Consider the following 25,498-nt stretch of genomic DNA (forward strand, 5'->3'; position numbering starts at 1 on the left):
AAGTCTAAGATCAACAATTTTTCTATTTAGCCCGAATGGATGCAATTAATTCTTTGTTATATCCCAAATATGATTGAGGTCAATTTCCCTTCGGTCTAAAGTAACGAATAGGTGCGGCAGGCTCAGGTTTGAGTTCAATGCCCTCTGTCTCCATTAGTCGCAAGGCCTCTTCAACTGCTTTTTCCAATTGTGGATCACGTCCTGCGATGACATCCTTTGGAAGCTGTTCTACTTCTATATCCGGTGAGATTCCTACACCTTCTACGGCCCATTCACCATTTACATCGTAAAAACCTCCACGGGGTGCTACCATGCGCCCACCGTCTACAAAAGGAGGAGTGTCCCAGGTGCCAACCAAGCCACCCCATGTTTTAACTCCCACGAGCGGTCCGATTTCCATTTTATTGAACAGATAGGGGAGAAGGTCACCACCCGAACCGGCACGACCATTGATGATCATAACCTTAGGACCCCAAATGCCTGAAATAGGCTGGGTGAACGGCCTGTTTCCTTCAACTCTGGAATTGAAATAACCCATCAATTCCCTACTCATGATATCCACCATGTAATCTGCCGCAGACCCTCCGCCATTATTACGCTCGTCTATTACTGCACCCTTCTTATCCTGCTGAGAGAAATAATATCGGTTAAAGAAGCTATATCCAGGTCTAGAAGTATTAGGAAGGTAGACATATGCCAGTTGACCGTCAGATAACTCTTCCACCTTTCTTCTGTTTCCTTCCACCCAATCCATAAATCTGAGTTGATTTTCGCTGCTTACTGGCTCTACCAGAATCTCTCTGGAGCCTTCAATTTGAGGTGAAGAATTGAGAGAAATGTAGGTGGGCTGACCTGCTTTTCCCTCGAGGAAAGAATAGATATTTGTATTTCTCTCTACAGGAACTCCATCGATAGCTACTATGTATTCTCCAGCCTTAGCTTTGGCGCCAGGCTGAGCCAAGGGAGCGGACATGTTTGGGTTCCAATCCTCCCCAGTGTAGATTTTTTTGATTTTGGCGTAGCCGTCTACCATTTCAAAATCAGCTCCAAGCAATCCAATTGGAATTCTTTCTACGGAAGGTAAGTCACCGCCACTGGTGTAGGAGTGCCCCACGGCAACTTCACCACCAATAATATCCACGATATAGTTCAGATCAGTTCGGTGTCTCACATGAGAAACCCATGGCTTGTACCATTCATAAATTTCATCCCATGGAGCGCCATGAACATTATCTACGTAAAGAAAATCTCTCTGATATCTCCAGCCCTCCCGGTAGATCTGCTGCCATTCATCTTGAGGTACTACCTTCACCTTTGTTGAGGATATGGCTTTTATTGAACCGTCACCTGGCTTTTTATTTGATCCTGATGTGCTTGTTATTCCCCAGGTGTTTCCTGATCTATAAAGAATTGATTTTCTATCAAATGATATCACTGCAGTTGATACTCCTGACATAAAATCTTCCGATTTTTTCTCCTTTACATCGTATCTCTTTAGAACTGTACCCTGATTGGGTATTTGTTCCATATAGAAAACCTGGTTTTCTGGTGCCGCGGCCAGCCCCACATAATTGCGAAGAGGAATATCTAAAGCAATTATTCTTTGCATGAGCCCATCCTCATCAATTACCGTGTCCGAAGATTCCTCTTCCTTCTTTTCTTCCTCCTCTTTCTCTTCGCTGACTTCTTCTTCATCAATTTCCGGTAAAAGGGGGGAAGAATCATCTTCCTTTAGAATGGCCATATATAGGCCTCTGGTGACAGGACGATCATAACTACTCATATCGAGCCATCCCGTGCTTAAACCATAATCTGTGCTCGCAAGAAAGTAAAGATATTTACCACTCTCATCCCAAATTGGGGAGATGGCATCTGCCATGTTATCAGTGATTTGCACCTTCCTTTGGGTCGCAATTTCATAGGCAAAGACTGACTTGAATTGATTTTCCATCAGCTTCACATAGGTGATCCATTTTCCGTCCGGAGACCAGACAGGGTTCATGCTTCGGTTAGGATGAGCAAAAAGATCCGTTTCAACTATTTCCGCCGAACCGCTCTCTGTATTCACTACCCAAATGTTATAATCCGTATCTGTAAATGCGATGTGTATGCCATCCGAAGACCATTCTGGCTGGAAAAAGAAGGTGGGGTCAGGAAGAGAAATTGTTTTTAAAATCTCTGTCCCAAGCTGATCGCTAATGATGAGTTGATACTCTCCGCTTGCATCGCTGAAGTAAGCTATTTTGTCACCTTTCGGTGACCAAACCGGAGATCTTTCGGCAGAGGAGGATTGGTTGGTGATATTCCGGCCTGCACCATTTTCCTTTGGGAAAGTCAAAATTTCACCTCTAAACTCGAAGATGGCTCTTTGACCTGTTGGAGAAAGCTGAGGATTTCGAAGCTGATTGGCCCGAACGTCTACCCATCGTTCTCGAGCCCATTGGAAGTCTCCTCTAACATTTATTTCCAGTTGGGTTAACTCCTTCGAATCAGGATTAAAAATGTGCAGATATCCTCCTTGTTCAATGATTATTTCTCCATTGCCGGCATCAATGCTTTTGATATCAAAATCTTTGAGGAAAGTTTCTTGCTGCTCCTGTTTGGTAGATGGATCGTAAGACCAGAGGTTTGCTAAATAGTCTCTTTCCGAAATGTAGTAAACCTTACCATTGAGCCAGATCGGATCCGTATGCCTCTCGTTATCCAATTGAGGAGTTTCCTGAAGATCGTAGGTTTCCAAGTCTAAAATCCAAATAGGTTTAGCTTGCCCACCACGATGGTTTCTCCATTCCGGATCCCAGAATCCAATTTGCTGATAAGCCATATGTCTGCCATCAGCTGACATTTCACCATTGATTGCCCTTGGAACTACCAAGGCTTCAGGCATTCCACCTTCAAGAGATATTTTGAAAAACTTAGACTCCTTAGTGGCATGACCTTCTCGTCCGGAAGCAAAAATTATCGAAGAACCGTCAGGAGTCCATCCAGTGACATTATCACTTGAAGGATGCCAGGTAAGGCGTTTTGGTTCACCACCTTCAGAAGGAATCACATAGACATCCGTATTTCCATCATATTGCCCTGTAAAAGCTATATGTTTCCCATCTGGAGAAAAATGAGGTAAGCTTTCTGCACCTTCATTGCTGGTAAGCCGTATCGCATCACCACCAGCCTTGGAAACTTTCCAAAGGTCGTTGGCATAAACAAAGGCAATTTCTGAATCGCTTAAAGTAGGTTCTCTGAGTAATTGGGTTCCCTGCGAAAGCACAATGGTCGAAATGCAAACAAGGAAAGGTAAAATCAGTAGTCTTTTCATCTAATTTATTATTTGGGATAATTAAAATTAGATGATCCGTCGAAACCATACTAACCGACCGTATAAAAGCCTCTTTTAATCCTGGTCAAAAACTTCTTTTATGGCTTCCAAATAATCATACCCGTGCCCTTCAGTGGGTTCGATATAGTTTCCTTCCAGATACTCATTCCAGCAACAGACCATTAAGGTTTTGCCATTGCTATCTCTGTATTTTTGGGACAGAGCTTTCGCTTCTTCCAGTTTTGCCTTGAAAGTGGCTTTTGTGGAGTGAACACGGTCTTTCTCTGGTTCGGAAGGAAACCCTGTCTGTTGAGGCCAGGTGCCACCAGCCGGTCTCATATCCCAACCCATAGCCACTGGGACCTGATATTCAAAGTTCGGGTCATTCTTAAATTTTTCAGACCACATATTCCAATGACCGCGATAAGTTTCCCTCATATCTGCATAAGAGCGATTTGACTTCTCCATGAAATTATGGTATACATAAGCCGTCATGCCTTCGAAACCCATGGCCTTTAGTCTGGGGACGTAATCCTGCAGAAGAAGCTTGTCTCTGTATTCTCCTCCTTCCCAGGGGCGGTTGGGATTATTGGCCACCCATTTTGTAGGGAGTCCATAAGCCTTTTCATTTGGCATCATAGGACCGGCAGTCACCGCAATAAATTTAATCCCCGGATAGCCTTGTTCTTTGGCGACTTTCTGTGAAAGGCTCAGTAGATCATTTAGCCCCAATCCATAATAGGCTGCTCTGGATTCTGCATCTTGTGGAAAGTAAAAATAGACGATGGGTCTTCCGTCTTCGCCTTTGAGGTAATCCGGGCGATTGAAATAAGTATCAGTCCACTGTCTAGTGATCTTTTCGTGCACCTTCAAATAGAGGTTTTTATCAGGCTTTTCTCCCTCATAGTTTGCCTTTCTGGCTAGTTCATCTGGGGAGCCAATTTTTAACCAGGCCATCCATCTTTCATGAGAATCATCACACCAGTTGATCGCCCATTTCATTTGTTGATCCTTGGGAAGCTTGGCATTTTCATCGAGAAGAACTTTTAACTGATCATTCCACTCCTCAAGTCCGGGAACAGCAACCCGTCCATCCCGCTGTGGATCGATTTTCCAGCCCTCAGGATAGAAGATTTTTGACTGTGGTCCAAAATATAAATGGTAGTAATAATTTCTGCCATAAAACCAGTCATAAGCAAAAAAATCAATGCCATACTCCTTCATTAATTGAAGTTGTTTTTTGACGGTTTTGGGATCATCTCTTTTATAAAACCCACCGAGTTCCGCTATTGGCTTTCGGTTTAAATAGGGGCCTTCATAGGGGTATCGGTTGTTATAGATTCTTCCCTGAGATCCCCAGATTCCCGGATTCGAAAGGCTTGCACAGTTTTTTGGGTCTTGAAGGCAGGACCAAAAACTATCCCGGTCGACATTGGGATCAGGAGAAGTATTCCATGAAGGCATAAAATAAACTCCAACCATTTCATCGGCTCGGAAATCTTCAGCGTTTTCGGAAGGAACAAGATTGGTTTTGTCTGGCTGATCAGCCAAAGCTTGCCATGTTTGAAACCAAAAAAGGAAGGGAAGAAAAAGTATCATGGATTCTGAATTTTAAAACTCAATCAAGATAAAAATTCAAATGGAAAAGACCATCTCAGCCAATATCCTTGTTCCAAATTTCTATTCCTCGATACTCAGGTTTTAATTTTTCAAAGTCTAATCGGTATTCTAATACCTTTTCATATCCCATTTTTGAATAGAACTTTTGAGCCTGATCTGATTTCTGCATCACTTCAAGCCAGATTCTATCCGCACCTTTTGCAGCAGAATCTTCTTCCACATGCTCCATTAAAGCCTTGGCAAGTCCTGAGCCATGGGTTTCAGGTGCCAGATAAAGCCTGTGAAGTTTTACCGCATTTTTGATTTCAATTTGAGAAGGGGAGGAAGGATAATCATATTTCAGGATTCCCACTTCTCGGTTTTCTTGGACCACCAGAAAATAGTTCGTGCTCTTTTCCGCTAGCTCCTTCTTTAGATTCTGTGGATTGTAGCAAAGATCCAGATACCAATCCGTAGACTCCTGCCAGAAGTGCGCGTAGGCAGTCGGATAGATTTTCTGCATCAATTTCAATAGTCTTTCCTGATCTTGAAATGTAATAGCCTGAAGTGAAAAATCTCTGATCATTGATTAAGGTTGCGACAAAGATAAAAAACCACAAGTGAATTGATTCTTGAATTAGGCTTTGTAGAGGTAAGTAAGAATTATAATTTCCAGAAAATAAAAAAGTGTAAATGCTCCCGACAATTGTCGCGGACTACACCTTGTCCTAACAAACTTTCAACTACGCTTAGCGGGGCCTGTTATACTTCGTCAACTTCAATACATTCTTTGATTCTTTAAATTTGTTCTGGCATACGGAACTTAATAATTAATGAAGATACAATGGTCAGCCCACCAATTAGGAAAATGGCATATTCGACTCCAAACAAGTCAGCGGTAATGCCTGAAATCACAGCACCAAAGGCATAACCTAAATCTCTCCACAGTCTGAAAGAACCAATACTTTCTGCTCGTTGTCTGGGACTTGTAGCTTGTGCAATGGTGGATAAGAATGTCGGGTAAACCAATGCTGTTCCTAATCCTAAAATTGCCGAAATGGAAGCCAAAACATAAAAGTCGTTGCTGAATGGAATTAGTAAAATGGCTATACCTTGCAAAAACATCCCCCAAAAAAGCATTGCTTTTTTTGAATAATGGTCGGACATTTTTCCTGTAAAAAGCTGTCCTATACCCCATACTGTTGGATAAATGGCCGTTATGATTCCGATATTTTCATTATTATAGTTCAACGACAAAAGGACAATTGGAAGCAATCCCCATATCATTCCGTCATTCAAGTTATTGACAAGTCCTGCCTGAGTAACAGAACTCAAAGTCTTGTTTTTAAAAGTAGTTTCTAAAAATACATTGTCAAGTTGAGGGGTGCTGTCAGTTGCACTTTCTTTATGGACAAATACTCGGGTGTCTTTCACCCACAAAGCGGTCAAAATAAAGCCTACCATAGAGATGACAATCCCAATGTAAAACGGGTAAGGCGTAATGCCAATGGTGTTGGCAATATATCCTGTTAGAAATGCAACAATTCCAACTGCAAAATATCCTGCAAATTCGTTTAAGCCCATTGCAAAACCACGGTCTTTTTCGCCAACAAGGTCAATTTTCATCACTACAGTACTGCTCCAAGTCAAGCCTTGACTTATACCCAAAAGTACATTTGCGAGAATCACAAAACTCCAATTGGGTGCATAAATGAGTATAAACGGAATTGGAATTGCGAGAAGCCAACCAAATAATAATAAATTTCTACGACCAAATTTGTTGGCAAGTCGTCCTGTATAATAGTTCGCTATTGCTTTTGTAATACCGAAAGCTGTAATAAAAGAAAGTATGGCAGTTTTAGAGGCTACACCAAACTCCAATTCGGCAAACTGTGGAAAAATAGAACGCTCCATTCCAATCATACCGCCAACGAAAGCGTTCAGGACAACTAAAAGCGTAAACTGCTTCCAATTTTCTTTTAATCCGAGTTTGATATTTTCTTTCACCCGTTTTTTACTGCAAAGTTGGATTTATAACATCGTTAAGTCAGTGACCTTCGTTACTATAGAAATTGAGAACTTTATTGCTATCCGTTATTTCTTTTGTCAATTCTGCCATTGTACTAATTTCAGCTTGCTCAACAAGTTCAATACTTTTTAAACAACGAGCTTCCAAACAACTTCCACAAAGTAAAAGGCGTTTTCCTTTTCTTGTTGAAAGATTCAGCATTTGTTCAATGTTGTGCTATCCATTTGGAGTGTTTTGGTTGGGAATAACACAATTCACCCCTCCTAGGCGTAGATTCTTCTCAGCAGCTCTGAGGTTTAAGTAGGGGCTGGGTGAAGTTTGTAAATCACCCTAATATCAAGACCAATTTGTAATTGGCAATGATCATGAAATCACCAATAATCTATTTCAATCAAACCCTTGAGTCCAGAGTAGTTTCTTGCACTTGAATAGAGGTATTCCTCCGGTTTCTCCACCCAACCTGCCCTGACAGTAACAGTCTGACCAAGCCTAATCCTATTTAAAGCTTTACCATACCCAACAAGGGCATTTACTAGTTCTTTTTTCCGTTGAATCGGCCTTGATATTTGAGGTTTTTGAGAGGGAGCGAAGCCAAAAAAAAATGTGCTAGTCCCGAACTTGCTTCGGGAATCCGGGCATTTTTAGGCTGAGCGAATGATCAAAAAATCTGTCTCCAGACAGATAGCAAAGATCACAGCCTTGACTTTTTGCTGCCCCCAACCTGGCTCTAGGCTTAATTGATTCACTGAATCAATTTTTAACGCCTAGCCTTGGGTCAAGCCAAAAGGACTTTAATAAATAAATTACGTGCTTTTGCCTTGATGCAAAAGCACCAAAAGATCAAGTCATGGCAAAGCTTCCACCCACTTGGCCTTCGCATGGCCCGCTGCCATGACCACCCACCCGCAAGAATACGATTAGTTTATCCGGGTTCTCAATGCCTTTTCAGTTAATGACTCCGGCACTTCAGAATAGATCTTTTATCCTGCTGCTCTGATCAGGAAAATATGTGTTCTGAACTGATATTTTGCTGTTATTTTCTGCGACTTATCTGTTTCGAACTGATACGTATTTGTTCTGATCAGAAAATTAGCTGCTTATCACTGCTCTAAGGATGCTATCTGCTACTAAATAGCTGTTCTTAAGGGATTCTTTGCAGCTCTTTACTGAATTATCGCTGTGGTGGACTGAAAGGGTGGAAAGGCAGGAATCACAAATTCCTTAGAATAGGAAAGCGTAGGTACTCCCGACAATTGTCACGGACTACACCTTGTCCAAACAAACTTTCAACTACGCCCAGCTGTGGCAGGCTAAACAAAGAAAAAATGCTAGAAAATGAACTTTTGATTATTCATGGAAGCCGTTGTTGTGTGCCGTTTTTTATTTTTTCTAAATTATTTTTCAAGTCGTAATTCAATAATATTCCGCCTAATAAACCATGGATTAGTCCGAGTCCGCCATAAATCCAAAGCTGATAAATTGTATATCCTGCAATAGCTTCAAGAACTTGCTCTTGTCCTTTTTCAAAAGTCGCGTAAAGTCCCATGACAACCGCTTTTGAATATAATGTCAATATCCAAGCCATGAAGAGAATAAGAACCGAATAGAGATACAGTTTTCGTTCAGTTCGTTGCAGTCGGACGTTTGTCCTCCATGAGAAGAACAGTCCGATTAACGGAATTGATAGAATGGAAACAATCCACTGCATAAGCTCTCGTTCTATCGTGTACCATCTTGGGATTTCTCCAATTATCCACGTTCCAATTATTAAGGCCGTCAATCCAATTAGGTAATGCTTAAATATTATTTGAATTGTCTTTGTCAATAGGTCGTTTTTTCAAATGGCACACAACGACCTTAATAAACCACGTTTTAATGTGGTTTATTTTTTGTTAGCCACTGTTTTAATTTGTCTATTTCTTCCTTGAATTCAATCCGAATAGGGTCTTTGTAATTTGGATCATTCAACTCCATTTCCACATTTCCGTTTATCTTCTTCCATCCTTTCAAATTTACATTTACAAGTCGAGTTTGTCCGTGACCATTTGTTATTTCTACTGGAGAAGCATATAATGTCGAACCCCATGATTTGTCTTTGCCAAGTAGTATAATTGACTGTTCAGAAAGAATTAAATCAGTCAGATTAAAGGAGTAAATGGTTTTCGATATACCTGGAGAAAAAGATGATTTTTGTTTGAATAAATCAAATCCTTTTACGTAAACTTTTATATCCTTCAAAACTTCTTTGTTGTCACTCTGAATATCATTGTACGCATGATTGCCATATTTGTAGATTTTATACAAAGAACCATAAAGAAATGTCTTGAGTCCCATGAATCCGACTGTCATAAATGCAGATCCAACCCAAAAACTATTCGGGTTGAGATCATATATCTGAAAGAAGAGTAAAATAAGAATTCCGACAAATCCTATATTCATCATCCAGCCCCAGAAAAACGGCATCTTGGTTTTCCTCACAAATTCTATGAAACTTTCTGACCTATAATGCATACTTATTTATTGTGGCTAACGGTCTGGCTATGCGCAAGTGCGTGATTCAAAAGCGCTAGTTTTGAATCGAGCACGGTAGTAAGCCAAAGCTGTGGTTTAAGTTAAATTTATAAATCATAAACGTCAAAGCGCAGCTTTGGCGGATGGTAAGCACTTAAGCTTCAGTACCACCGGATCCGCATTGCGTATAGGTTGTGTTATGCTCCGTCTTTTACTTCAAGATATTTAATTGTTTTCTTCACATCATTAAGTATTTCTTTATCCAAATAATCGAACCATTTATCTGAGGTCATTCCTTTCTGTACGAGCCAATATCCAAGTAGAAAGGCATACATTTTATGATGCAGATAGCCACTTGCTCCAGAAATTTTCCAACCCGTATGAGTGTTTCCATTCCAGGTGGTCATTTTTGAAATTGATGAATTGGCCAGAAAGATTGCAAACCCAAAAAGGGATGCAGTTATATCTGTTAGTGGCTCATCATTTTCTTCTATTCTTTCTTCTCCAATTAGTTTGATGTGCGCAACTTCATGAGCTATGGTGGCTATTAGCCGATCTAGATTGTTTAGTAGCGATCTTTCTATTCCTATTTCATAAATGCCATCGACAAGTTTCGAAAACTGTCCATCGGTCAATTGTGTGCCTTCTTCATAATTGGCATAGGTACCTTCATCTGTAAACTCTAGTTGCTGAAATTCATCATAAAAGTAGATACTGATTGAGCTACTTGAGCTGACCTGCATTTTATCACCTATTAAGTCTACAATGGATAAAACATCGTCTTCTGAGCCTTGATATTCAAAGTCAAGAAAGTCATTTGATGATGTGAAAATCTCTTGCTCTTTTAGATTTGTGTCAAAAGCTAACTCGAACCATTTGAAGCATGATGTTATCCATTCTTCATCTTCTAGAGTAATAGGCGATTTCTTTTTATTCCAGAACATTCTTAAGTCAGATTATGGAGCATAACGGTCTCGGCTATGCGTAGTGCGGGATTTCAAGGCACTTCACTTTCCGTTTAGCAGTTAGTTTATTTGATGTAATTACTTTAATATTAGCACTTAAACCCGCATTACGTATAGCCATTGTTGTGCGGTCGTACTTTTTATTTTTCAGTCCGTCAGCGTTGGCAAAGACATACTCTTTTGCAATTTTTGGTTGCTGCGTTGGCTGGTGCGAATTGCAAATGTGTAAGGCTTTAAGCGTTGGCATTATTCAAACAGTTCATTAAATGGTTTCCAATTTTCAGTCAGTTTTCCTGGTGTGTAATCGTAGTCAAATTTCACTCCGTATTCCGTTTGTGGTTCCTCAACTCCGCTTACAGTTGGTTCCAATAAATACTTTTCGTTGTTGAAATAATACCATTGGTTATTCTCCAACACTACAAGTCCGCCAACATAATTTCCACCTTCTGCATTTAATTCTTTCAGTTTATTAGCAAGTCCTTCAGCACGTCCTTCAGGGTTTTGTGCTGTATTTCCGCTTTTCGTATCAAAAATTCCAATTCTACCATCTTTGAATTTCAAAATCCAATCAGGGTAGAAGAGTGCTTCTTCTTTTTTGGCAGTGTTGAAATATTTTAAACAGTAATATTCTTTTCCTGAATCACCATTTTTAAACCACCAATCTAACTTGTCTTTTTTCTGTTCGAGGTATTTTAAAAATCTCAATTCGTTATCTCTTCCTTTGTATTCTTTTTTCAAGTAGAAAGGTTGAATTGCACTCAATTCAGAAGTTCCTTCATCTACGGTTAACTCCGCATAATCTTCTGTAAATGTGTATTCTTCTTTTATTTCAAATAGTGGTGCTTCTCTTTTTTCTATGTCCTTTTTACGCTTTTCAAGATATTCCTTTTTTACTAGGTAATAATCCTTCAAGGTTTTGGTCAATGCTTGTCTGAAAATACTTGATTGCTCTTTGTTTAAATCGTTGATTAAAATGCGATAATACAAATTACTGTCTTGGTCAAAAATGCTTTTAAACCAAACTCTAAATGCAGACTTTAAAGGCGACCAAGAACGTGAAACGTTTGAAACTTTTGCCTCTGTTTCTGTTTGTTCTGAAAGTAGTTGAAAGCAATACCAATTAAATAATTTCTCAACGTCATTTCTTGAAATCTCATAATCTTCTTCGTGTCCTTTTTTGGCAAAGTCTAAATTGATTTTATCGTAATCTGTAAATTCTGCATCAACAATTAATTTGTTTGTCAAAGTTGGGTTTATATCTATGCCTTTTGCTTGTATTTTTTCTCGCATTATGGCTGGGTGGTCTTGCTCTTCAAAGCCAAAATAATTGTCAAATGATTTTAAGAAACTCATTTGAAATTTTACTGCGTGACCTAAATCGCCATAATCAACACGAGAAACGAAATCTGAATAAAGTCCTTCAATGTTTTCTAAATCTTCCTTTCGTTTAGAAGTATAGATAAATGGTTTGTTTTTAGTGCCTTGGTCTGGAATTTCTACATCATTCCGTTTGTAGTTGGTATATAAATAGCCTGTTCTTAAATTCGGATTGTTTTTGTAATCATCTTTCTGATTTGGTTCTGCCATTCGCAAAATCCTACCAATAGTTTGAACATAAAAAGAAGCCGAATTTATTTCTCTGAACATTACCAAAATATGAGCTCTCGGACAGTCCCAACCTGTACCTGCTGCTTGTTTAAACAGCATAAAGTCAATATCACTCTCGTTGTGAGTAATGAAGTCCATATTTTTCTGTTTGCCATCAAACCATAAAGCTACTTTTCGCTCAATGTCTATCTTGTTTTTCTGCAAATAGTCTAAAACAATTTCTTCTTTGGTTTTTTGTCCTGCATCTTTTAAACGGCTATCGTCATTTGGCAATTGGATTAAAACCAAAGGATTTATTTCTTTGCCTATTGATTTGTATTCTTCTTTGAGTTCTTTTTGACGTTCAATAGCTAAATCCAAAAGCAATTCGTCTAAATCCTTGTTTGGATATTTTGCTAAATCTTCTTCAGTTTGTACCGCAATTTTTTCTTTGATTAATCCTTCTTCAACTACTTCTTCACGATTTACTCCAACATATCCTGCTTTACCTTCGGCAATTTCGTCTCCTCTTGGAATATTTTTGGGTGTTGCCGAAACGTTTAGAATTACTTTAGGGTTGATTATGTCTATAATTTCTTGAGCTAAATCTGTATCTCGGTTTTTATGGCTTTCGTCAATGATTAAAACAAATTCTCTGCCTTCTTTATGCGTATTTTCTATTAAGTCTTCGAAGTAATAACCTTGCTCTTTTAAAAATTCTTCTTCATCTGGTCGTCTTAACAATCGGCTCTCTTTTTTAGAAGCAACTAATTTTTGCCAATTGATAAACAGTATATCGTTTTTGTGAAGTTTACCTTGTTTGAAATCATTAACTGTAAGCAAGCCATTTTCGAGGTTTGTGTCAAAATATTCTTGAAACTTGTCTTTGCTCTGCATTGCCAAGTCCTCTGAAAACGTAATCCAAATGAAGGCTTTATCATAATCCCAAGTTGGCATACCATTTAAGCTATGCACAAAATTGGCAACCATAAAAGTTTTACCACTTCCTGTTGGCGATTTAAAAGCTAACAACCTTTGCGGTTCTGCATTTCCCCACAAATTGGTAAAAGTGGTAACTAATTTATCTATGGCTTTCTTTTGAAAGTCTAATGGACTAAATCTGCTCATACGGTAACTATGTTGTAAATCTTCTTGTAAATCTCTAAAATGGGTTGTGGAATGGTTTTGATTGTAATGTGTTCCAAGTGGTCGAACAAGGATTCAAATTCGCTTCTATTTCCCCAACTAAAAAGATATAAAGAGATTGGTTTTTCTATATTTTCAACTTTTTCTAAAAAAGTTTCCATTTCGGTCAATTCCTCTTTGAAATAAATGGCGGTTACTTTTTTGTCATTTTCAAAAAGCTGGAAACAACTACTCAATTCAATTTCTTCCAATGTGTTTTCGGCAATCGAAAGTAAATAACCTGCTTTGTGAGCTAATGAAGATTTATCTTCATCAGTAGCCGAGAGAATATTATTTGAACCTACAAATTCAGTTTGATAATATTTTAATGAATTGCCAAGACCTTGAATTTGATTTTCTTTTTTGATTATACCACTTATTACGAATTTGTCTTTTCTGACTTCTTGTTTTATTTGGTCATATCTTTCTTTTTGTTCATCAGTATCAAAATCATCAATCGCTTTTAGAATAGCAGTATTATTTTTAAGGTTTGTAGGCTTTAATGGTAGTTCAAAAAGTATTTCTTTTTGGTTTTTTGTTTGACTATATCCACCAATTACATTTCTTACTCTTGGATATGTAACCTCTGTTGCAATATTTGCTTCGTTGTTTGTGCAAAGGATTACCTGTCTTTTTCCTTTGTCTATGTTATTTTGTTCCATAACAGCTTGACCTGTTGAACCACTTCCTGCAAAGAAATCGAGAATAATAGCGTTCTTTTTTAGACATCCAATACTAATTAAGAATTTAATAAAGTCAGTTGGTTTTTTTCCATTTCTAAAGGTTATTCCACCTTCATAACCTACGTTATTGAATGTTTCTTCGAAGTCTAAAAAATTTGGGTAAGGAACTTCTTTTATATCGTTTTTGCTTTGCGGTACTCCTTGGAAATAAAATCCATTGGCATTGTTTTCAGATTTTCTTGTTAAAAAATATCTGTAGTCATATTGGTCATCTCCAATATTTGGAACTTTGTATAAATAATTGAAAAGATTATTTCTCTCTTCAAGATATTTCATATGAAATCTTCCTGAACTATTTCCTTCTTTTATAGACCCTCGAATATTTATTTTTTGGAAATTGTCACTTGAAGCCTCTGTTTTTATGACTTTATATTCATTCGGTTTGAAAATTTCAACCTCCTTATTCCCAAAAGTTATTTTCTCTGGATTGTCAATGAGTTCTTCTACTTGATATACATATTTGTCTATTGAAGTATTGTCTTGTAGTCTTTTAATTGTTTTGAACTTATTTGATTTTCGATAAAGCAGAAGTTGTTCCGTTGTTTCGTGGTAATCTTTGTCTCCTTTAAGAATACGGTCTTCGTGTCTAACCTTAACTGTAAATGTTGTTAAGTAGTTTGACTCTTGGAATATTCGGTCACATAGTAGTTTTAAAGAAGCATATTCTTCTTCGTTGATTGAAATAAACATAACAGCATCATCCTTTAATAGATTGTATGCTAATTCCAATCTTTTACTCATAAAAGACAACCAATAACTATGTCTCAAAGGGTGGTCTTTTGGAACTTCTGTTCCATCAGGATACTTGTCTAAAACTCGTTTGTCCTTATATCTAAAACCATCCGAACCTGTATTGTAAGGTGGGTCAATATAGATTAGGTCAATTTTTCCTTTGTGAGTATAATTTAGGCAAGTAAGCGAATGATAATTGTCGCCCTCAATCAAAATATGAGTTGGTTTTCCATCATCATTTTTTATTGCTTTTTCTTTTACCTCTGTTAAAATAGGTAGTTGGTTTTCGCTTTCTTCTTCAAATGCTTCTGGCACATCCAACCAAGTAATTCCGTATTTCTCGGTTTTAATTCGGTTGTTGGCAACTTCCAATTTCTTTTTGAGTGCCTCTATTTCAGCAAGTAGTTCTTTCTCCGTTGCCATTAATTTTTCTCTTTATTAGATATTATCAATTCTTTCACGTCAATGTGAAGTAGTTCGCTAATTTGAATTAAGGTTTCTAATGACGGTTGCACTTCATTTGTACACCATCTTGAAACAGTCGTTTCATTTTTGTCGAGTTTTTCGGCAAGCCATTTATTGGTCTTTCCTTGCTCTACCAAAACAACTTTCAGCCTGTTTATTGCTTTTCTATTCATATTTATTAGCATCTAATGCAAATATATAAACATTTTATGAAATTTTGTTTTTGTCAGCGGTGGGAAAGGGCAAGCTCTTTTGGTTTTTCAGCGTTGGCTTTTAGTGTTGGCAAAAACCAAATGTGCTTGACCGAGCGTTGGCTTTTTTTAGTATGCCGCACAACGTTTATGTATCCGCCACTAAGTGGCGTTTATATTTCATATAAATAATGAAAAGTTCCCATTAGCCGGCCTATTTGGCGCGCTAATGGGAACTCTCTGAATTTCTTGATGATTCATCTGAGTCTGCCTAAAAGATAAGTCATAAACCCATTTGAAACAAAAAAACCACAGCTCTTAAGAACTGTGGTTTCTTAGGTTTAGACGCTAAATGTCTTACTTTCTATCGATGGCTTTTTTGGCAGCAGTGACGATGTTGGCTGCATTTAATCCGTATTTCTCCAAAAGGGCGGTAGGAGTCCCGGATTCACCAAAGCTGTCATTAACTCCCACATATTCCAGCGGAGAAGGTTGATGTCTGGAAAGGGTCTGTGCGATGCTGTCACCCAAACCTCCATTGATCTGATGCTCTTCCGCAGACACAGCGCATTTGGTTTTGAATACTGATTCAAGAATAGAATCTGTATCCAATGGCTTGATCGTATGGATATTGATTACCTCAGCCGAAATCCCATCCTGTCTCAAAGCTGCTTCTGCCAGGACTGCTTCCCAAACCAAATGACCGGTGGCGAAGATGGTTACGTCCGTTCCCTCTATCATTTTCCAGGCCTTGCCGATTTCAAACTTTTGAGCTGGATCAGTAAAGATGGGCCACTTTGGTCTACCAAATCTTAAATAAACAGGACCTTCATGATCCGCAATGGCAATGGTGGCTGCCTTGGTCTGATTATAATCGCAAGGGTTGATTACAGTCATATGAGGAAGCATCTTCATCATGCCTAGATCTTCCAGAATTTGGTGCGTGGCACCATCTTCTCCCAAAGTCAAACCAGCGTGTGAAGCACAGATTTTTACGTTCTTGCCTGAATAGGCTATGGACTGTCTGATTTGATCATACACTCGCCCGGTAGAGAAATTTGCGAAGGTTCCTGTAAATGGAATCTTCCCGCCAATCGTTAGTCCAGCGGCTATTCCCATCATGTTGGCCTCTGCTATTCCGGTTTGAAAGAATCGGTCTGGGAATTCTTTTTGGAAGGCTCCCATTTTCAATGACCCAATAAGGTCGGCACAAAGTCCCACCACATTTGGGTTAGTTCTTCCTAGCTCAAGGATTCCATCTCCGAATCCGGATCGGGTATCCTTCTTTTCTGTATAGTTGAATTTTAAATCCAATGAATTTTCCATGTCTGTTTTGTCAAAAAATCAATAATCACCAAGAGTTTCCGGAAGCTGTCCTAAGGCATCAGCAAGCTGCTCATCGCTAGGGGCGATACCATGCCATTTGTGCGTTCCAACCATAAAATCCACTCCATAGCCCATTTCGGTGTGAAGCAAGTTCAATACTGGTTTTCCTTTTCTAGAAAGCTCCTTGGCTTTTTCTAATCCCTCCAATACAGACTTCATGTCATTCCCCTCATGGGTATCGATCACGGTCCAACCGAAGGATTCATACTTTGCCCGCAAATCAATCAAATCCATGATTTCTTTGGTAGGCCCGTCGATTTGTTGACGATTCAGGTCAATAGTTGCGATCAGATTATCCACCTTCCAGTGAGCTGCATACATGGCTGCTTCCCAGATTTGACCTTCTTCCTGCTCACCGTCTCCCATCAGGATGTAAACGGTTTTATCATCCTTGTTTAGCTTCTTTGCCTGAGCTGCCCCGATGGCTACAGAAAGACCCTGACCTAATGATCCGGAGGCTATTCTGATTCCAGGAAGATGCTCATGGGTAGCTGGATGGCCCTGAAGCCTGGAATTGATTTTCCTAAAAGTCTTCATTTCATCGATAGGGAAGTAGCCCGAACGTGAAAGTACACTATAGAATACAGGTGAAATATGACCGTTTGATAGGAAAAAGACATCCTCATTCAAGGCGTTCATATTGAACTGAGGGTCATGATCCATCTGGTCAAAGTAAAGACCGACAAAAAATTCGGTACAGCCTAGAGAAGCTCCAGGGTGTCCAGATTGGACAGCATGCACCATCCTCAGGCAGTCTCGACGTACCTGAGAACAGATGCTTTCCAATTCTTCAATAGATTTTTTCTGCATGTGCTTAGTAAGGTTTATTTTAAAATCTGGCCGGTATGATCTTTGGTTTTCACCTTGGAGATAATCTCCTCGATCTTACCTTCTTCGTCAATGATAAAAGTGGTACGTGCAGTACCCATGTATTTTCTTCCGTACATGGACTTTTCCACCCAGGTACCATATAGATCATGGACCTTTTTGTCTGGATCGGAGATCAAAGAGAATGGCAGGGACTGCTTCTCAATAAATTTTACATGTGATTTTTCAGAATCACTGCTGATCCCAAGTACCACATATCCAGCTTTCTGCAAAGCCTCATAATTATCTCTGAGGTTACAGGATTGAGCTGTACATCCAGGGGTATTGTCTTTAGGGTAAAAATAGAGGACCACTTTTTTGCCTCTGTAATCCGATAGTTTGATGGTTTCTCCGCTTTCGATGGGAGCTTCAAAATCTGGGGCCATTTGGCCGACTTCTAATGACATGTTTTACTTTTTTAATGAATGATTAATTAATGGTTCCGGTCCACTCAGCCACATTGCCAGCTTCATCGGTAACCTTCAATACAACTTCACCTTTTAAGGGTTGTTTATCCAATGTTTCAGACCAAATCACGGCTTGCTTATGTTCGTATCTCATAAGCACCCATTCTCCGTTTACCCTTGCTTCAAAGTTATTAATTCCAGAGAGATTATCTCGGATCACAAATCTTATTTGAGAGGAATTGATTCGAATGGGCTTGATACTTGGTTTTTCTAGATCCTGTGCTAGTGCAAAGTTTCCGAAATTACGCGTTTCAAACTCAATACTTCCTTCTTTCCATTGCCCACCCGCAAAGGATTTACTTCCATTTCCAGAGACTCTGTAAACATGAGTTTTGTCCCGCTGAAAACTACCAGGTGATATGTTCCAGTCTACTTTAATTGGGTTCCAAAGAAATTCTTCAGATGTATGCAAATGGAGTCTTTTGGCATTTCCGCTTCCAGAAGAACTCATTCGGAGGAAAAGGTCTTCCAAAAGGCTTTCTTCTTCAAAAGTCACTTGGGCTTCAGGGCTTGCAAAGAGTAATTCCGTTTCATAGGGAATTCTTCCAAGAACCTCTGGCTCCAGTACTTCCGAACAAATATCCACCATATCCGGAATTCCAAAATTCATATCCCATAAATAGGTTCGGCTTCTGGAATCCTGATAGGCGGGAAGCATCTCAAAAGTATTTTCTCCCACAAAAAATTTAGCGAGTCCACCTTCTGACGAGATGGGAGCAGTGATTTCCATGATGTTTTTATGGTAGTCGATTTGTGCTCTGCTCGAAGCCGTTTTACTATTGACCTGAGTTTCCAGAGCTCTTCCCTCCATAGTGAATGACACAGTTCTTTGATTTCCTAATGCATCAATGAGCTTTAATTCATAATCTTTACTTTCACCATTTTCAAGAGAAATATGACCCGCTGAATCATGTTTTGGAGAAATGAAGTCGTATTTAAGCGACTTCTGCTTGTATAGTTTTGTGAATCGGTTTCTATGGGTATGAAGTAAAAATTGGCGGGTCAAATTATAATCGACCTTATCTACAGTCAAATTGAGCAATAAGGAATCCTCTTCGATAATTTGAAAATTTGGGAAGCCATTGCGATTGCTAGCTCCATCCAAGCGATCAAAGCTTCGTACTTCTATTCCGACCTTACCGGTAATTTGGATGGTGCTGGGAAGTTTATAATCACGTCCGGTAGATTGAGGGGTAATCTCCAGCCTTTCGAATCTTCCATTTATTCTGGAGTTTATGTCCAGAGGTACAAAGGCAATGGACTGAGGAGTGGGTGCGGTTTGATCTATGATTTCCGGAAAACCGAATAGGAGAGGGTCCATGGCCCGATCTAAACTGTCGCGGATTTCAAAATGGAGATGAGGTCCTCCTGAGCTACCCGTGTTTCCTCCATTGGCTATTTGCTCGCCTTGCTTCACAGGAAGCTCTCCTGGCTCTGGGTACACTTCAAGTGAGTTTTGCTCTGCCTCATACATTTTGCTTAGGATGTACTTGGTCAGCTTATCATTGAAGTTTCTTAGGTGTCCATACACTGTGATTTGGCCATTTGGGTGCTTGAGATAAATCACATTCCCATACCCATATGTGGATATCTTTATTCTTTGTACCCAACCGTCAGCAGCAGCAAAAATCGGTTCACCTGATTGCCCGCCAAACTTGAAGTCCAGACCAGCATGAAAGTGGTTTGGTCGGAGCTCCGCAAAGTTCCCAGAAAGGTAGTTTCTATCGCCAGGCCTAACAGGAGAGATATAGTAGTCTTGTACCACCTCTTGCGCCAAGAGGGAGGTAGAAAAAGCTAAAAATAGACTGAAGAAAAGGAGTCTATTTAATTTCAAGTTCAAGCATTTTTTTATCCCCAATAAACCCTTCCAAATGATCACCGATTTGTACAGGACCCACACCCGCTGGAGTACCCGTGTAAATCAAGTCTCCTTTTTTAAGTAGAAAAAACTGTGAAACGTATTCGATGATGGTTCCGAAATCAAAAAGTAAATGGCTTGTATTTCCTTTTTGCCGGGTCTCTCCATTCACGTCTAAATGAAAATCAATATTGCCCAAATCCTGAAATTCAGAAACCGGCATAAATTCACCAATTGGGGCAGAACCATTGAAACCTTTTGCAATTTCCCAGGGTAAACCTTTCTCCTTGCACTCTTGCTGCAAGTCTCTTGCAGTGAAATCAATTCCCAAACCGATTTCTTCGAAGTACCTATGGGCGAATTTTTTTTGAATAAATTTTCCCGGTTTACAAATCTTCAAAACCAATTCAATCTCATGATGAACATTGTTTGAAAAATCCGGATAATAAAAAGGCATTCCCGGCTTAAGAATGGCCGTTTCTGGTTTCAGAAAAACCACCGGTTTCGAGGGCTTTTCATTCTTCAACTCCTCAATGTGAGCGGCATAGTTTCTGCCTATGGCTACTACTTTCATTTTGGTTTTAGTCAACAGGCATAAAAGTGATCACAACTTCGCCAGATTCATTGAAGAATTTCATTTCACCATTCGAAATTTCATACGAGCGAGTGTTGATCAAGGCTTGAGAAACTGCGTTTTCTAACTCCATATTTTCACAAGCCATAAGCGTAGCCATCCCGGGACTCAGCTCAAGGTTTTTGCCATCATTCACTTTGATTCCACCTCTGACCGTGTTGCAGCCCATATTTCCAAAATAGTTCTTATCACTGGCATTAAATTCAAAGCTGAGTGCTTCTCCAGAATTCGGGTTTTTTGGGTCTGTGAATTCCCCAACAGAGGTGACCTTGTAAATATTAGTCAGTCGGAGGGCAGGATCCGGATTTGAGCTAATCACTTCAATCAATTCATAGATCTTGGAACTAGCATCAGCTGGAATGGGCTCAGGCCGATCGGTGACTTTAACCTTGATTTGATAGATGTTGCCAGGCTGATAGTCGAAACCTTTTATTCCAGCATAATGAAGGGTCCATCCTTCAGGATCCAGAGTTTCGTTTGATTGTACCTGGAAGCAGGTCATCGGTCCAACCCCTTCACAGTCCACTTTGGAACTATTGATCCACCAGGTTTCTATATTTTCCTCTTCCATCGGTGTGTTGCATGAAATAATTAATAATACTAAAAAACAAAGGCTGTACGTGTACTTTTTCATAGTCTAGAAGTTTATTTGGTTCACTTTTTTAGAGAGCTTTTCAGCCCAGTCGGCATATATGGCTCCGCTAGGGTGGAGGCCATCACTTGCTACGCCTTCCGGCAAAGCTCCTTTTACTCGGTACTCCTCAGTGATATCGATGTAGGCTACGCCATACTTATCACAGATCTCCTTTTTCTTCTGATTGTACTCATCTATCTCCGCTGCGTTTTTCTCCTTATCGGTGCCCCTGGAAGTAGCAAATGGAGTCACTCCCCAATCAGGAATGGATAAAACTACCACGTGGTTTGGAAGATCACCTGCAAATCCTATTGCTCTGAGAAGCATTTTCTCAAAATCAACCGCATAATCTTCAACGGGACGTCCTCTATATTGATTGTTTACTCCAATTAATAAAGTAACTAAATCATAAGATTCCGAAAGATCTTCTGCCTCATTAATTCCGGCATCAAGCTCATCAACAGTCCATCCGGTTTTGGCTATAATTCTTGGATTGTCCCATGCATCTGGTTGTTCGAGCAGGGGCATAAGTTGATTAGGGTAGCGCTGATCTTCCTCCACACTTTCCCCAATGGTATAGCTGTCACCTAATGCTAAATACGTTAGCTTTCTTTCTTCCATTTGATCGCTTTTTGGGTTTTGGCTACAGCCAAAAAGGCTTGCTAAAATGAATGTGAATATTAGAACTGTTTTCACCATGGTTTAAGAGAATAACTTTTGATCAAGAGAGATTCTTCCATTATCTGCATCCATTGTTGCCATGGCTCCAACAGGAATAATGAACTGCTTGGGAACATGACCGATCATGGCACCAGTGTAAGCAGGGACTCCAAGGGGCAGAAGATAGTCATCCATCACCTGATCTACGGTTAGAGAACCATATCCACCACCTGGGGTACAGTCCGTACATTGTCCGAAAACCACCCCTCTTACAGCATCAAGAGTACCATTTAATTTCAAGGTACTCATCATTCGATCGATTCGATAGGGATCTTCTCCAATGTCTTCAATAAATAATATAGAATCTTGAAAATCAGGGTAATACGGAGTTCCTGATAAAGCCGTTAAAACAGTTAAGTTTCCGCCCAATAACTTACCAGAAGCAGTGCCTCCTTTCAAAGTTTGAATTCGATTGGCTTTCACCACTAAATCATCTCCTTTTGGCATGACGTTTTCAAAAGTGGCCTGCTCTTGATCAAAAAATATTTTTTCAAATTGATCCACATTGAAACTATTCCAACTTCCTGAGCCATTTGGGCCATGAAAACTTACCAGCCCAGTTTGTGATTGAATGGCACAGTGAAGAGCTGTGATATCAGAATAACCCAGAAGTGGTTTTGGGTTTTTCTTAATCAAATCATAATCCAGGAAGGGTAGAATCCGAGCAGCTCCCGAACCCCCGCGAATGCAAACCACCGCTGCAATTTCAGGATCTGCAAACATGCCATTCAGGTCCGCGGCTCTTTCTTCATCGGTGCCTGCCAAGTGACCTCTTCTGTTTTTTAAATTAGCCCCTTCTTTTACTTGAAAGCCAAGACCTTCCATAGCCTCCTTTGCAAAAGTAAATTGCATACGATCAGCTGTGGCAGCCGATGGGCTAATTAATCCCACTGTATCGCCTTTAGCGAGAGATCTAGGTAAGATTTGATCTGCAACATTTACTTTCTTTTGCCCTGCAAGGGAGGAAAAAGGTGCTGCTGCTGAAGCTAAAAGAAGTGATTTTAGGAAGGTCCTTTTTTGCATGTTTGATGGCTGGTGATATAAGACCTGAAGTTAGCTTTTTTCGACCTTTCAGGAAATTAGAAACGTGCTTTTTGTACCAGTGGTTTGGACACTATCAAAGCATATCCCTAATCATCACCATCACTTTTTCCATTTCCCTTCGGACCACTGAGGCCTTGTAGGGGTAATTAGTATTCATGAATGCAAAGGCAAAGGTTTTACCACTTTTGGTTTTAATTAGGCCAACCAGACTGTGGTTATTACTCATGGTTCCCGTTTTAGCAAAAATGTAAGGTTCTTGAGCTTGGTAGCTGGTTTCCAAGGTGCCGGAAACTCCGCCCGTGGGAAGTATCTCAAACAATTGTTCATCAGGTACCATTCGGTACAATTTCTCAAAAAGAGCGATCATCGATCTTGGAGTGAATAAATTATGTCTGCTGAGTCCACTTCCATCCACCCAGTTTGGAATGTCTGGTAAATCAAACAAATATGTTTTGAGCATATATTCAATGGCCCTTTCTGTATCCAGTCGTTCAAAAAGCCGGTCAGAGACCATTAGCATCAGTTGTTCTGCGAGGAAATTATCGCTTTCCAACATCATTTCTTTTAAAATAGGGAATAAAGGTTCTCCCCTCAAAAGGGTATGGCTTTCAGGTAAACTATCCGGGCTGTAGAACCAGTTTCTGTTGGTCTCTTCTGCTGCCAATGAAACAAACAACTCTGGACTCATGATCAAGGGAATATATTCTTCCCGGCCTCGGAAATTATTTGGATTATAAGAAAAGGTGTTGCTGTGGAAATCTCTCTCCAATTCCCTGATGGTTCGATTTGTGATGTTTATATCCTTCTGGAATCGTGCTGGAAATACTTGAGGCCTTCCGTTTACTTTTCGAACATTCAGAAGATTTCCCCGGAGTGGTAGGGGACTTCGCTCTGCAGAATAGTCATAGTAGTAATCATCCCATTGCCAGCCATATCCAAAAGCCGGGCTGTCCATATTGGAATCTGAAAAAATCACTGTTTCATGGGCCAGAATAAGCTTTGTGAGAGCTTCATTTTCAAAGTCCAAATATCCCCAGGTGGGATCACCAGATCCCCAGATTCTCAACGTGTCCCCCGAACTCACATAGCGTGCCGTCTGTGTGCTATCACCCAGAATGGCTATGCTTGAAAAGAGAGTGAAAAGTTTTGTCGTGGATGCAGGGATAAATCGCAGTTGGCTGTTTTTCTCATAAAGTACCATCTGACTGTCCAGGTCATACAGCATAAACCCTGTGAGATGTCCATTAAAAAAGCTTCTTTCCCCCAGTGCCAACTCAAGTTTTGAGAACTGATCTTTGCTCAGCTGAGCAAAGGAAAAGTTTAGAATGAAGACGGAAAAAATGAAAAGAATAAGTCTTTTCATTGCACGCGTTTTTTAACTGCAAAAATGATGGTCATCCAACCTAGAATGAGAGATAGACCTCCAAAAGGTGCCACGGCTCCAAATCTAGAGATTCCTGTCAGCGAAAGGGCGTAAAGAGATCCTGAGAAAAACAGGATTCCGATTACAATAAATAAAGCCGCCCATCTTAATTTCTTCCAGTGGGGCTTTACCACATAGGTAATTCCAACAGCGACAAGTAGCAGAGAATGGAAAAATTGATAGGAAACAGCGGTTTGGAAAGTTTCAGTCCTTCCTGATTCCTCCAGAACCTCTTGTAAGCTATGAGCACCAAAGGCACCAATAGCGACGGATAAAGCTCCAAAAACTGCGGCAAGCTGGATTATTTGTCTTCCTTTCATTTCCTATTCTTTGTTAGGGTAATTTCTTGGGCCGAAAATAGCAGAACCAATTCTGACCATGGTACTTCCTTCTTCCTGGGCGATTTTGTAATCTCCACTCATGCCCATGGAAAGTTCTGTGAAGTTTGATAGCAGGGGGGAATCCATTGATTTTATCTCTTCAAATAGATTTTTTAGCCCTCGAAATTCTTTTCTTATCTGGGCTTCATCATCTGTGTTGGTGGCCATCCCCATTAGACCTTTTACTTCAACATTTTTGAGGCTAGAAAACATTTCTGAATTCAAAAGCTCTAGCACCTCCTCTTTATCGAATCCGAATTTACTTTCTTCTTCGGCAATATGGATTTGTAGAAGAACGGGGATTTTTCGATTTACTTTTTCCCCTTGCTTATTTATTTCTTTCAGTAACCTCCCGGAATCCACTCCATGAATTAAAGCCACGTAGGGGGCTATATATTTTACCTTGTTTCGCTGGAGATGACCAATCATGTGCCAGCGAACATCATTTGGCATTTTTGGCTGCTTCCACTGGAGTTCCTGTACCTTGTTTTCCCCAAAATCCCTGACACCAGCTTCATAGGCTTCCTCCAGTAATTCAATGGGTTTGGTTTTGGAAACTGCGACAAGTGTGCAATCCGGGTTAATAAAAGATTCTTGTGTTTTTTCGAGGTTTTCTCTCAGTGACATGCGGGATAAGCCTATTTTCTAGTTTTGGTAAATATAAAGCCTGTAAAAGAATAAGTAGAATGAATTCATATTGTTCTTTGAACAAAAAAAATCCCCTGAAATAATTTCCAGGGGATTCTAAAACACTCTTTCAGG

22 protein-coding genes are annotated in these 25,498 nt (G+C 39.8%); all 22 read right to left on the reverse strand.

Features of this window, described 5'->3' with window-relative positions; genetic code table 11:
- Positions 1-79: 79 nt before the first annotated feature.
- Entirely contained in the window at positions 80-3,316 is a 3,237-nt protein-coding gene (locus QVH07_RS04890) for a S41 family peptidase (protein WP_289999030.1), read from the reverse strand.
- Positions 3,317-3,391: 75 nt separating this feature from the next.
- Complete coding sequence (locus tag QVH07_RS04895; RefSeq protein ID WP_289999031.1) at positions 3,392-4,915, reverse strand: glycoside hydrolase family 99-like domain-containing protein; 1,524 nt, start codon at positions 4,913-4,915, stop codon at positions 3,392-3,394.
- A 55-nt stretch (positions 4,916-4,970) separates the two neighbouring features.
- Positions 4,971-5,501, reverse strand: a complete 531-nt coding sequence (locus tag QVH07_RS04900; protein ID WP_289999032.1) for a GNAT family N-acetyltransferase — start codon at positions 5,499-5,501, stop codon at positions 4,971-4,973.
- A 212-nt stretch (positions 5,502-5,713) separates the two neighbouring features.
- Positions 5,714-6,922 carry an MFS transporter gene (locus tag QVH07_RS04905; protein WP_289999033.1) on the reverse strand — a complete coding sequence of 403 codons (1,209 nt, stop codon included), beginning with the start codon at positions 6,920-6,922 and terminating at the stop codon, positions 5,714-5,716.
- 40 nt (positions 6,923-6,962) lie between these two features.
- A complete protein-coding gene (locus QVH07_RS17720; protein ID WP_353890980.1) occupies positions 6,963-7,145 on the reverse strand; it encodes a DsrE family protein in 183 nt (60 codons plus the stop codon).
- Positions 7,146-8,295: 1,150 nt separating this feature from the next.
- The gene (locus QVH07_RS04910; protein ID WP_289999034.1) at positions 8,296-8,490 is read right to left on the reverse strand and encodes a hypothetical protein; all 195 of its coding nucleotides are present in this window, start codon (positions 8,488-8,490) and stop codon (positions 8,296-8,298) included.
- A gap of 326 nt (positions 8,491-8,816) precedes the next feature.
- Entirely contained in the window at positions 8,817-9,386 is a 570-nt protein-coding gene (locus QVH07_RS04915) for a hypothetical protein (protein ID WP_289999035.1), read from the reverse strand.
- A 266-nt stretch (positions 9,387-9,652) separates the two neighbouring features.
- The gene (locus tag QVH07_RS04920; RefSeq protein WP_289999036.1) at positions 9,653-10,399 is read right to left on the reverse strand and encodes a hypothetical protein; all 747 of its coding nucleotides are present in this window, start codon (positions 10,397-10,399) and stop codon (positions 9,653-9,655) included.
- Positions 10,400-10,666: 267 nt separating this feature from the next.
- Entirely contained in the window at positions 10,667-13,135 is a 2,469-nt protein-coding gene (locus tag QVH07_RS04925) for a DEAD/DEAH box helicase (protein WP_289999037.1), read from the reverse strand.
- A complete protein-coding gene (locus QVH07_RS04930; protein ID WP_289999038.1) occupies positions 13,132-15,090 on the reverse strand; it encodes a site-specific DNA-methyltransferase in 1,959 nt (652 codons plus the stop codon). The genes QVH07_RS04925 and QVH07_RS04930 overlap by 4 nt, the downstream gene beginning before the upstream one ends.
- On the reverse strand, positions 15,090-15,305 hold the full coding sequence (locus tag QVH07_RS04935; protein WP_289999039.1) for a helix-turn-helix transcriptional regulator: 216 nt from the start codon (positions 15,303-15,305) through the stop codon (positions 15,090-15,092). Before QVH07_RS04935 ends, QVH07_RS04930 begins: the two co-directional genes overlap by 1 nt.
- A gap of 375 nt (positions 15,306-15,680) precedes the next feature.
- A complete protein-coding gene (locus QVH07_RS04940) occupies positions 15,681-16,649 on the reverse strand; it encodes a transketolase family protein (RefSeq protein WP_289999040.1) in 969 nt (322 codons plus the stop codon).
- An 18-nt stretch (positions 16,650-16,667) separates the two neighbouring features.
- The gene (locus tag QVH07_RS04945; RefSeq protein ID WP_289999041.1) at positions 16,668-17,519 is read right to left on the reverse strand and encodes a transketolase; all 852 of its coding nucleotides are present in this window, start codon (positions 17,517-17,519) and stop codon (positions 16,668-16,670) included.
- 14 nt (positions 17,520-17,533) lie between these two features.
- Positions 17,534-17,983: a thioredoxin-dependent thiol peroxidase gene (gene bcp / locus QVH07_RS04950; protein ID WP_289999042.1), complete on the reverse strand. Its 450-nt coding sequence runs from the start codon at positions 17,981-17,983 to the stop codon at positions 17,534-17,536.
- A gap of 22 nt (positions 17,984-18,005) precedes the next feature.
- The gene (locus QVH07_RS04955; protein WP_289999043.1) at positions 18,006-19,877 is read right to left on the reverse strand and encodes a M23 family metallopeptidase; all 1,872 of its coding nucleotides are present in this window, start codon (positions 19,875-19,877) and stop codon (positions 18,006-18,008) included.
- Complete coding sequence (locus QVH07_RS04960; protein ID WP_289999044.1) at positions 19,864-20,475, reverse strand: fumarylacetoacetate hydrolase family protein; 612 nt, start codon at positions 20,473-20,475, stop codon at positions 19,864-19,866. The genes QVH07_RS04955 and QVH07_RS04960 overlap by 14 nt, the downstream gene beginning before the upstream one ends.
- A 7-nt stretch (positions 20,476-20,482) precedes the next feature.
- A complete protein-coding gene (locus tag QVH07_RS04965; RefSeq protein ID WP_289999045.1) occupies positions 20,483-21,169 on the reverse strand; it encodes a DUF4377 domain-containing protein in 687 nt (228 codons plus the stop codon).
- A gap of 3 nt (positions 21,170-21,172) precedes the next feature.
- On the reverse strand, positions 21,173-21,790 hold the full coding sequence (locus tag QVH07_RS04970) for an SGNH/GDSL hydrolase family protein (protein ID WP_289999046.1): 618 nt from the start codon (positions 21,788-21,790) through the stop codon (positions 21,173-21,175).
- A gap of 81 nt (positions 21,791-21,871) precedes the next feature.
- A complete protein-coding gene (locus QVH07_RS04975; protein ID WP_289999047.1) occupies positions 21,872-22,912 on the reverse strand; it encodes a S66 peptidase family protein in 1,041 nt (346 codons plus the stop codon).
- A 94-nt stretch (positions 22,913-23,006) separates the two neighbouring features.
- Entirely contained in the window at positions 23,007-24,296 is a 1,290-nt protein-coding gene (locus QVH07_RS04980) for a D-alanyl-D-alanine carboxypeptidase/D-alanyl-D-alanine-endopeptidase (protein WP_289999048.1), read from the reverse strand.
- On the reverse strand, positions 24,293-24,676 hold the full coding sequence (locus QVH07_RS04985; RefSeq protein ID WP_289999049.1) for a DUF423 domain-containing protein: 384 nt from the start codon (positions 24,674-24,676) through the stop codon (positions 24,293-24,295). Before QVH07_RS04985 ends, QVH07_RS04980 begins: the two co-directional genes overlap by 4 nt.
- 3 nt (positions 24,677-24,679) lie before the next feature.
- Positions 24,680-25,363, reverse strand: coding sequence for a YggS family pyridoxal phosphate-dependent enzyme (locus QVH07_RS04990; RefSeq protein WP_289999050.1), 684 nt, complete (start codon positions 25,361-25,363; stop codon positions 24,680-24,682).
- Positions 25,364-25,498 lie beyond the last annotated feature (135 nt).

This window comes from Algoriphagus sediminis (genome assembly GCF_030403435.1).
Classification (GTDB): Bacteria; Bacteroidota; Bacteroidia; order Cytophagales; family Cyclobacteriaceae; genus Algoriphagus; species Algoriphagus sediminis.

Bases quoted from the DNA above. Each gene is read 5' to 3' on its own strand.
- QVH07_RS04910 (WP_289999034.1), bottom strand. From the start codon at position 8,490: ATGGGACTTTACGCGACTTTTGAAAAAGGACAAGAGCAAGTTCTTGAA.
- QVH07_RS04940 (WP_289999040.1), bottom strand. From the start codon at position 16,649: ATGGAAAATTCATTGGATTTAAAATTCAACTATACAGAAAAGAAGGAT.
- QVH07_RS04890 (WP_289999030.1), bottom strand. From the start codon at position 3,316: ATGAAAAGACTACTGATTTTACCTTTCCTTGTTTGCATTTCGACCATT.
- QVH07_RS04915 (WP_289999035.1), bottom strand. From the start codon at position 9,386: ATGATGAATATAGGATTTGTCGGAATTCTTATTTTACTCTTCTTTCAG.
- QVH07_RS04895 (WP_289999031.1), bottom strand. From the start codon at position 4,915: ATGATACTTTTTCTTCCCTTCCTTTTTTGGTTTCAAACATGGCAAGCT.
- QVH07_RS04990 (WP_289999050.1), bottom strand. From the start codon at position 25,363: ATGTCACTGAGAGAAAACCTCGAAAAAACACAAGAATCTTTTATTAAC.
- QVH07_RS04960 (WP_289999044.1), bottom strand. From the start codon at position 20,475: ATGAAAGTAGTAGCCATAGGCAGAAACTATGCCGCTCACATTGAGGAG.
- QVH07_RS04965 (WP_289999045.1), bottom strand. From the start codon at position 21,169: ATGAAAAAGTACACGTACAGCCTTTGTTTTTTAGTATTATTAATTATT.
- QVH07_RS04945 (WP_289999041.1), bottom strand. From the start codon at position 17,519: ATGCAGAAAAAATCTATTGAAGAATTGGAAAGCATCTGTTCTCAGGTA.
- QVH07_RS04930 (WP_289999038.1), bottom strand. From the start codon at position 15,090: ATGGCAACGGAGAAAGAACTACTTGCTGAAATAGAGGCACTCAAAAAG.
- QVH07_RS17720 (WP_353890980.1), bottom strand. From the start codon at position 7,145: ATGCTGAATCTTTCAACAAGAAAAGGAAAACGCCTTTTACTTTGTGGA.
- QVH07_RS04975 (WP_289999047.1), bottom strand. From the start codon at position 22,912: ATGCAAAAAAGGACCTTCCTAAAATCACTTCTTTTAGCTTCAGCAGCA.
- QVH07_RS04925 (WP_289999037.1), bottom strand. From the start codon at position 13,135: ATGAGCAGATTTAGTCCATTAGACTTTCAAAAGAAAGCCATAGATAAA.
- QVH07_RS04920 (WP_289999036.1), bottom strand. From the start codon at position 10,399: ATGTTCTGGAATAAAAAGAAATCGCCTATTACTCTAGAAGATGAAGAA.
- QVH07_RS04935 (WP_289999039.1), bottom strand. From the start codon at position 15,305: ATGAATAGAAAAGCAATAAACAGGCTGAAAGTTGTTTTGGTAGAGCAA.
- bcp (WP_289999042.1), bottom strand. From the start codon at position 17,983: ATGTCATTAGAAGTCGGCCAAATGGCCCCAGATTTTGAAGCTCCCATC.
- QVH07_RS04985 (WP_289999049.1), bottom strand. From the start codon at position 24,676: ATGAAAGGAAGACAAATAATCCAGCTTGCCGCAGTTTTTGGAGCTTTA.
- QVH07_RS04970 (WP_289999046.1), bottom strand. From the start codon at position 21,790: ATGGAAGAAAGAAAGCTAACGTATTTAGCATTAGGTGACAGCTATACC.
- QVH07_RS04980 (WP_289999048.1), bottom strand. From the start codon at position 24,296: ATGAAAAGACTTATTCTTTTCATTTTTTCCGTCTTCATTCTAAACTTT.
- QVH07_RS04900 (WP_289999032.1), bottom strand. From the start codon at position 5,501: ATGATCAGAGATTTTTCACTTCAGGCTATTACATTTCAAGATCAGGAA.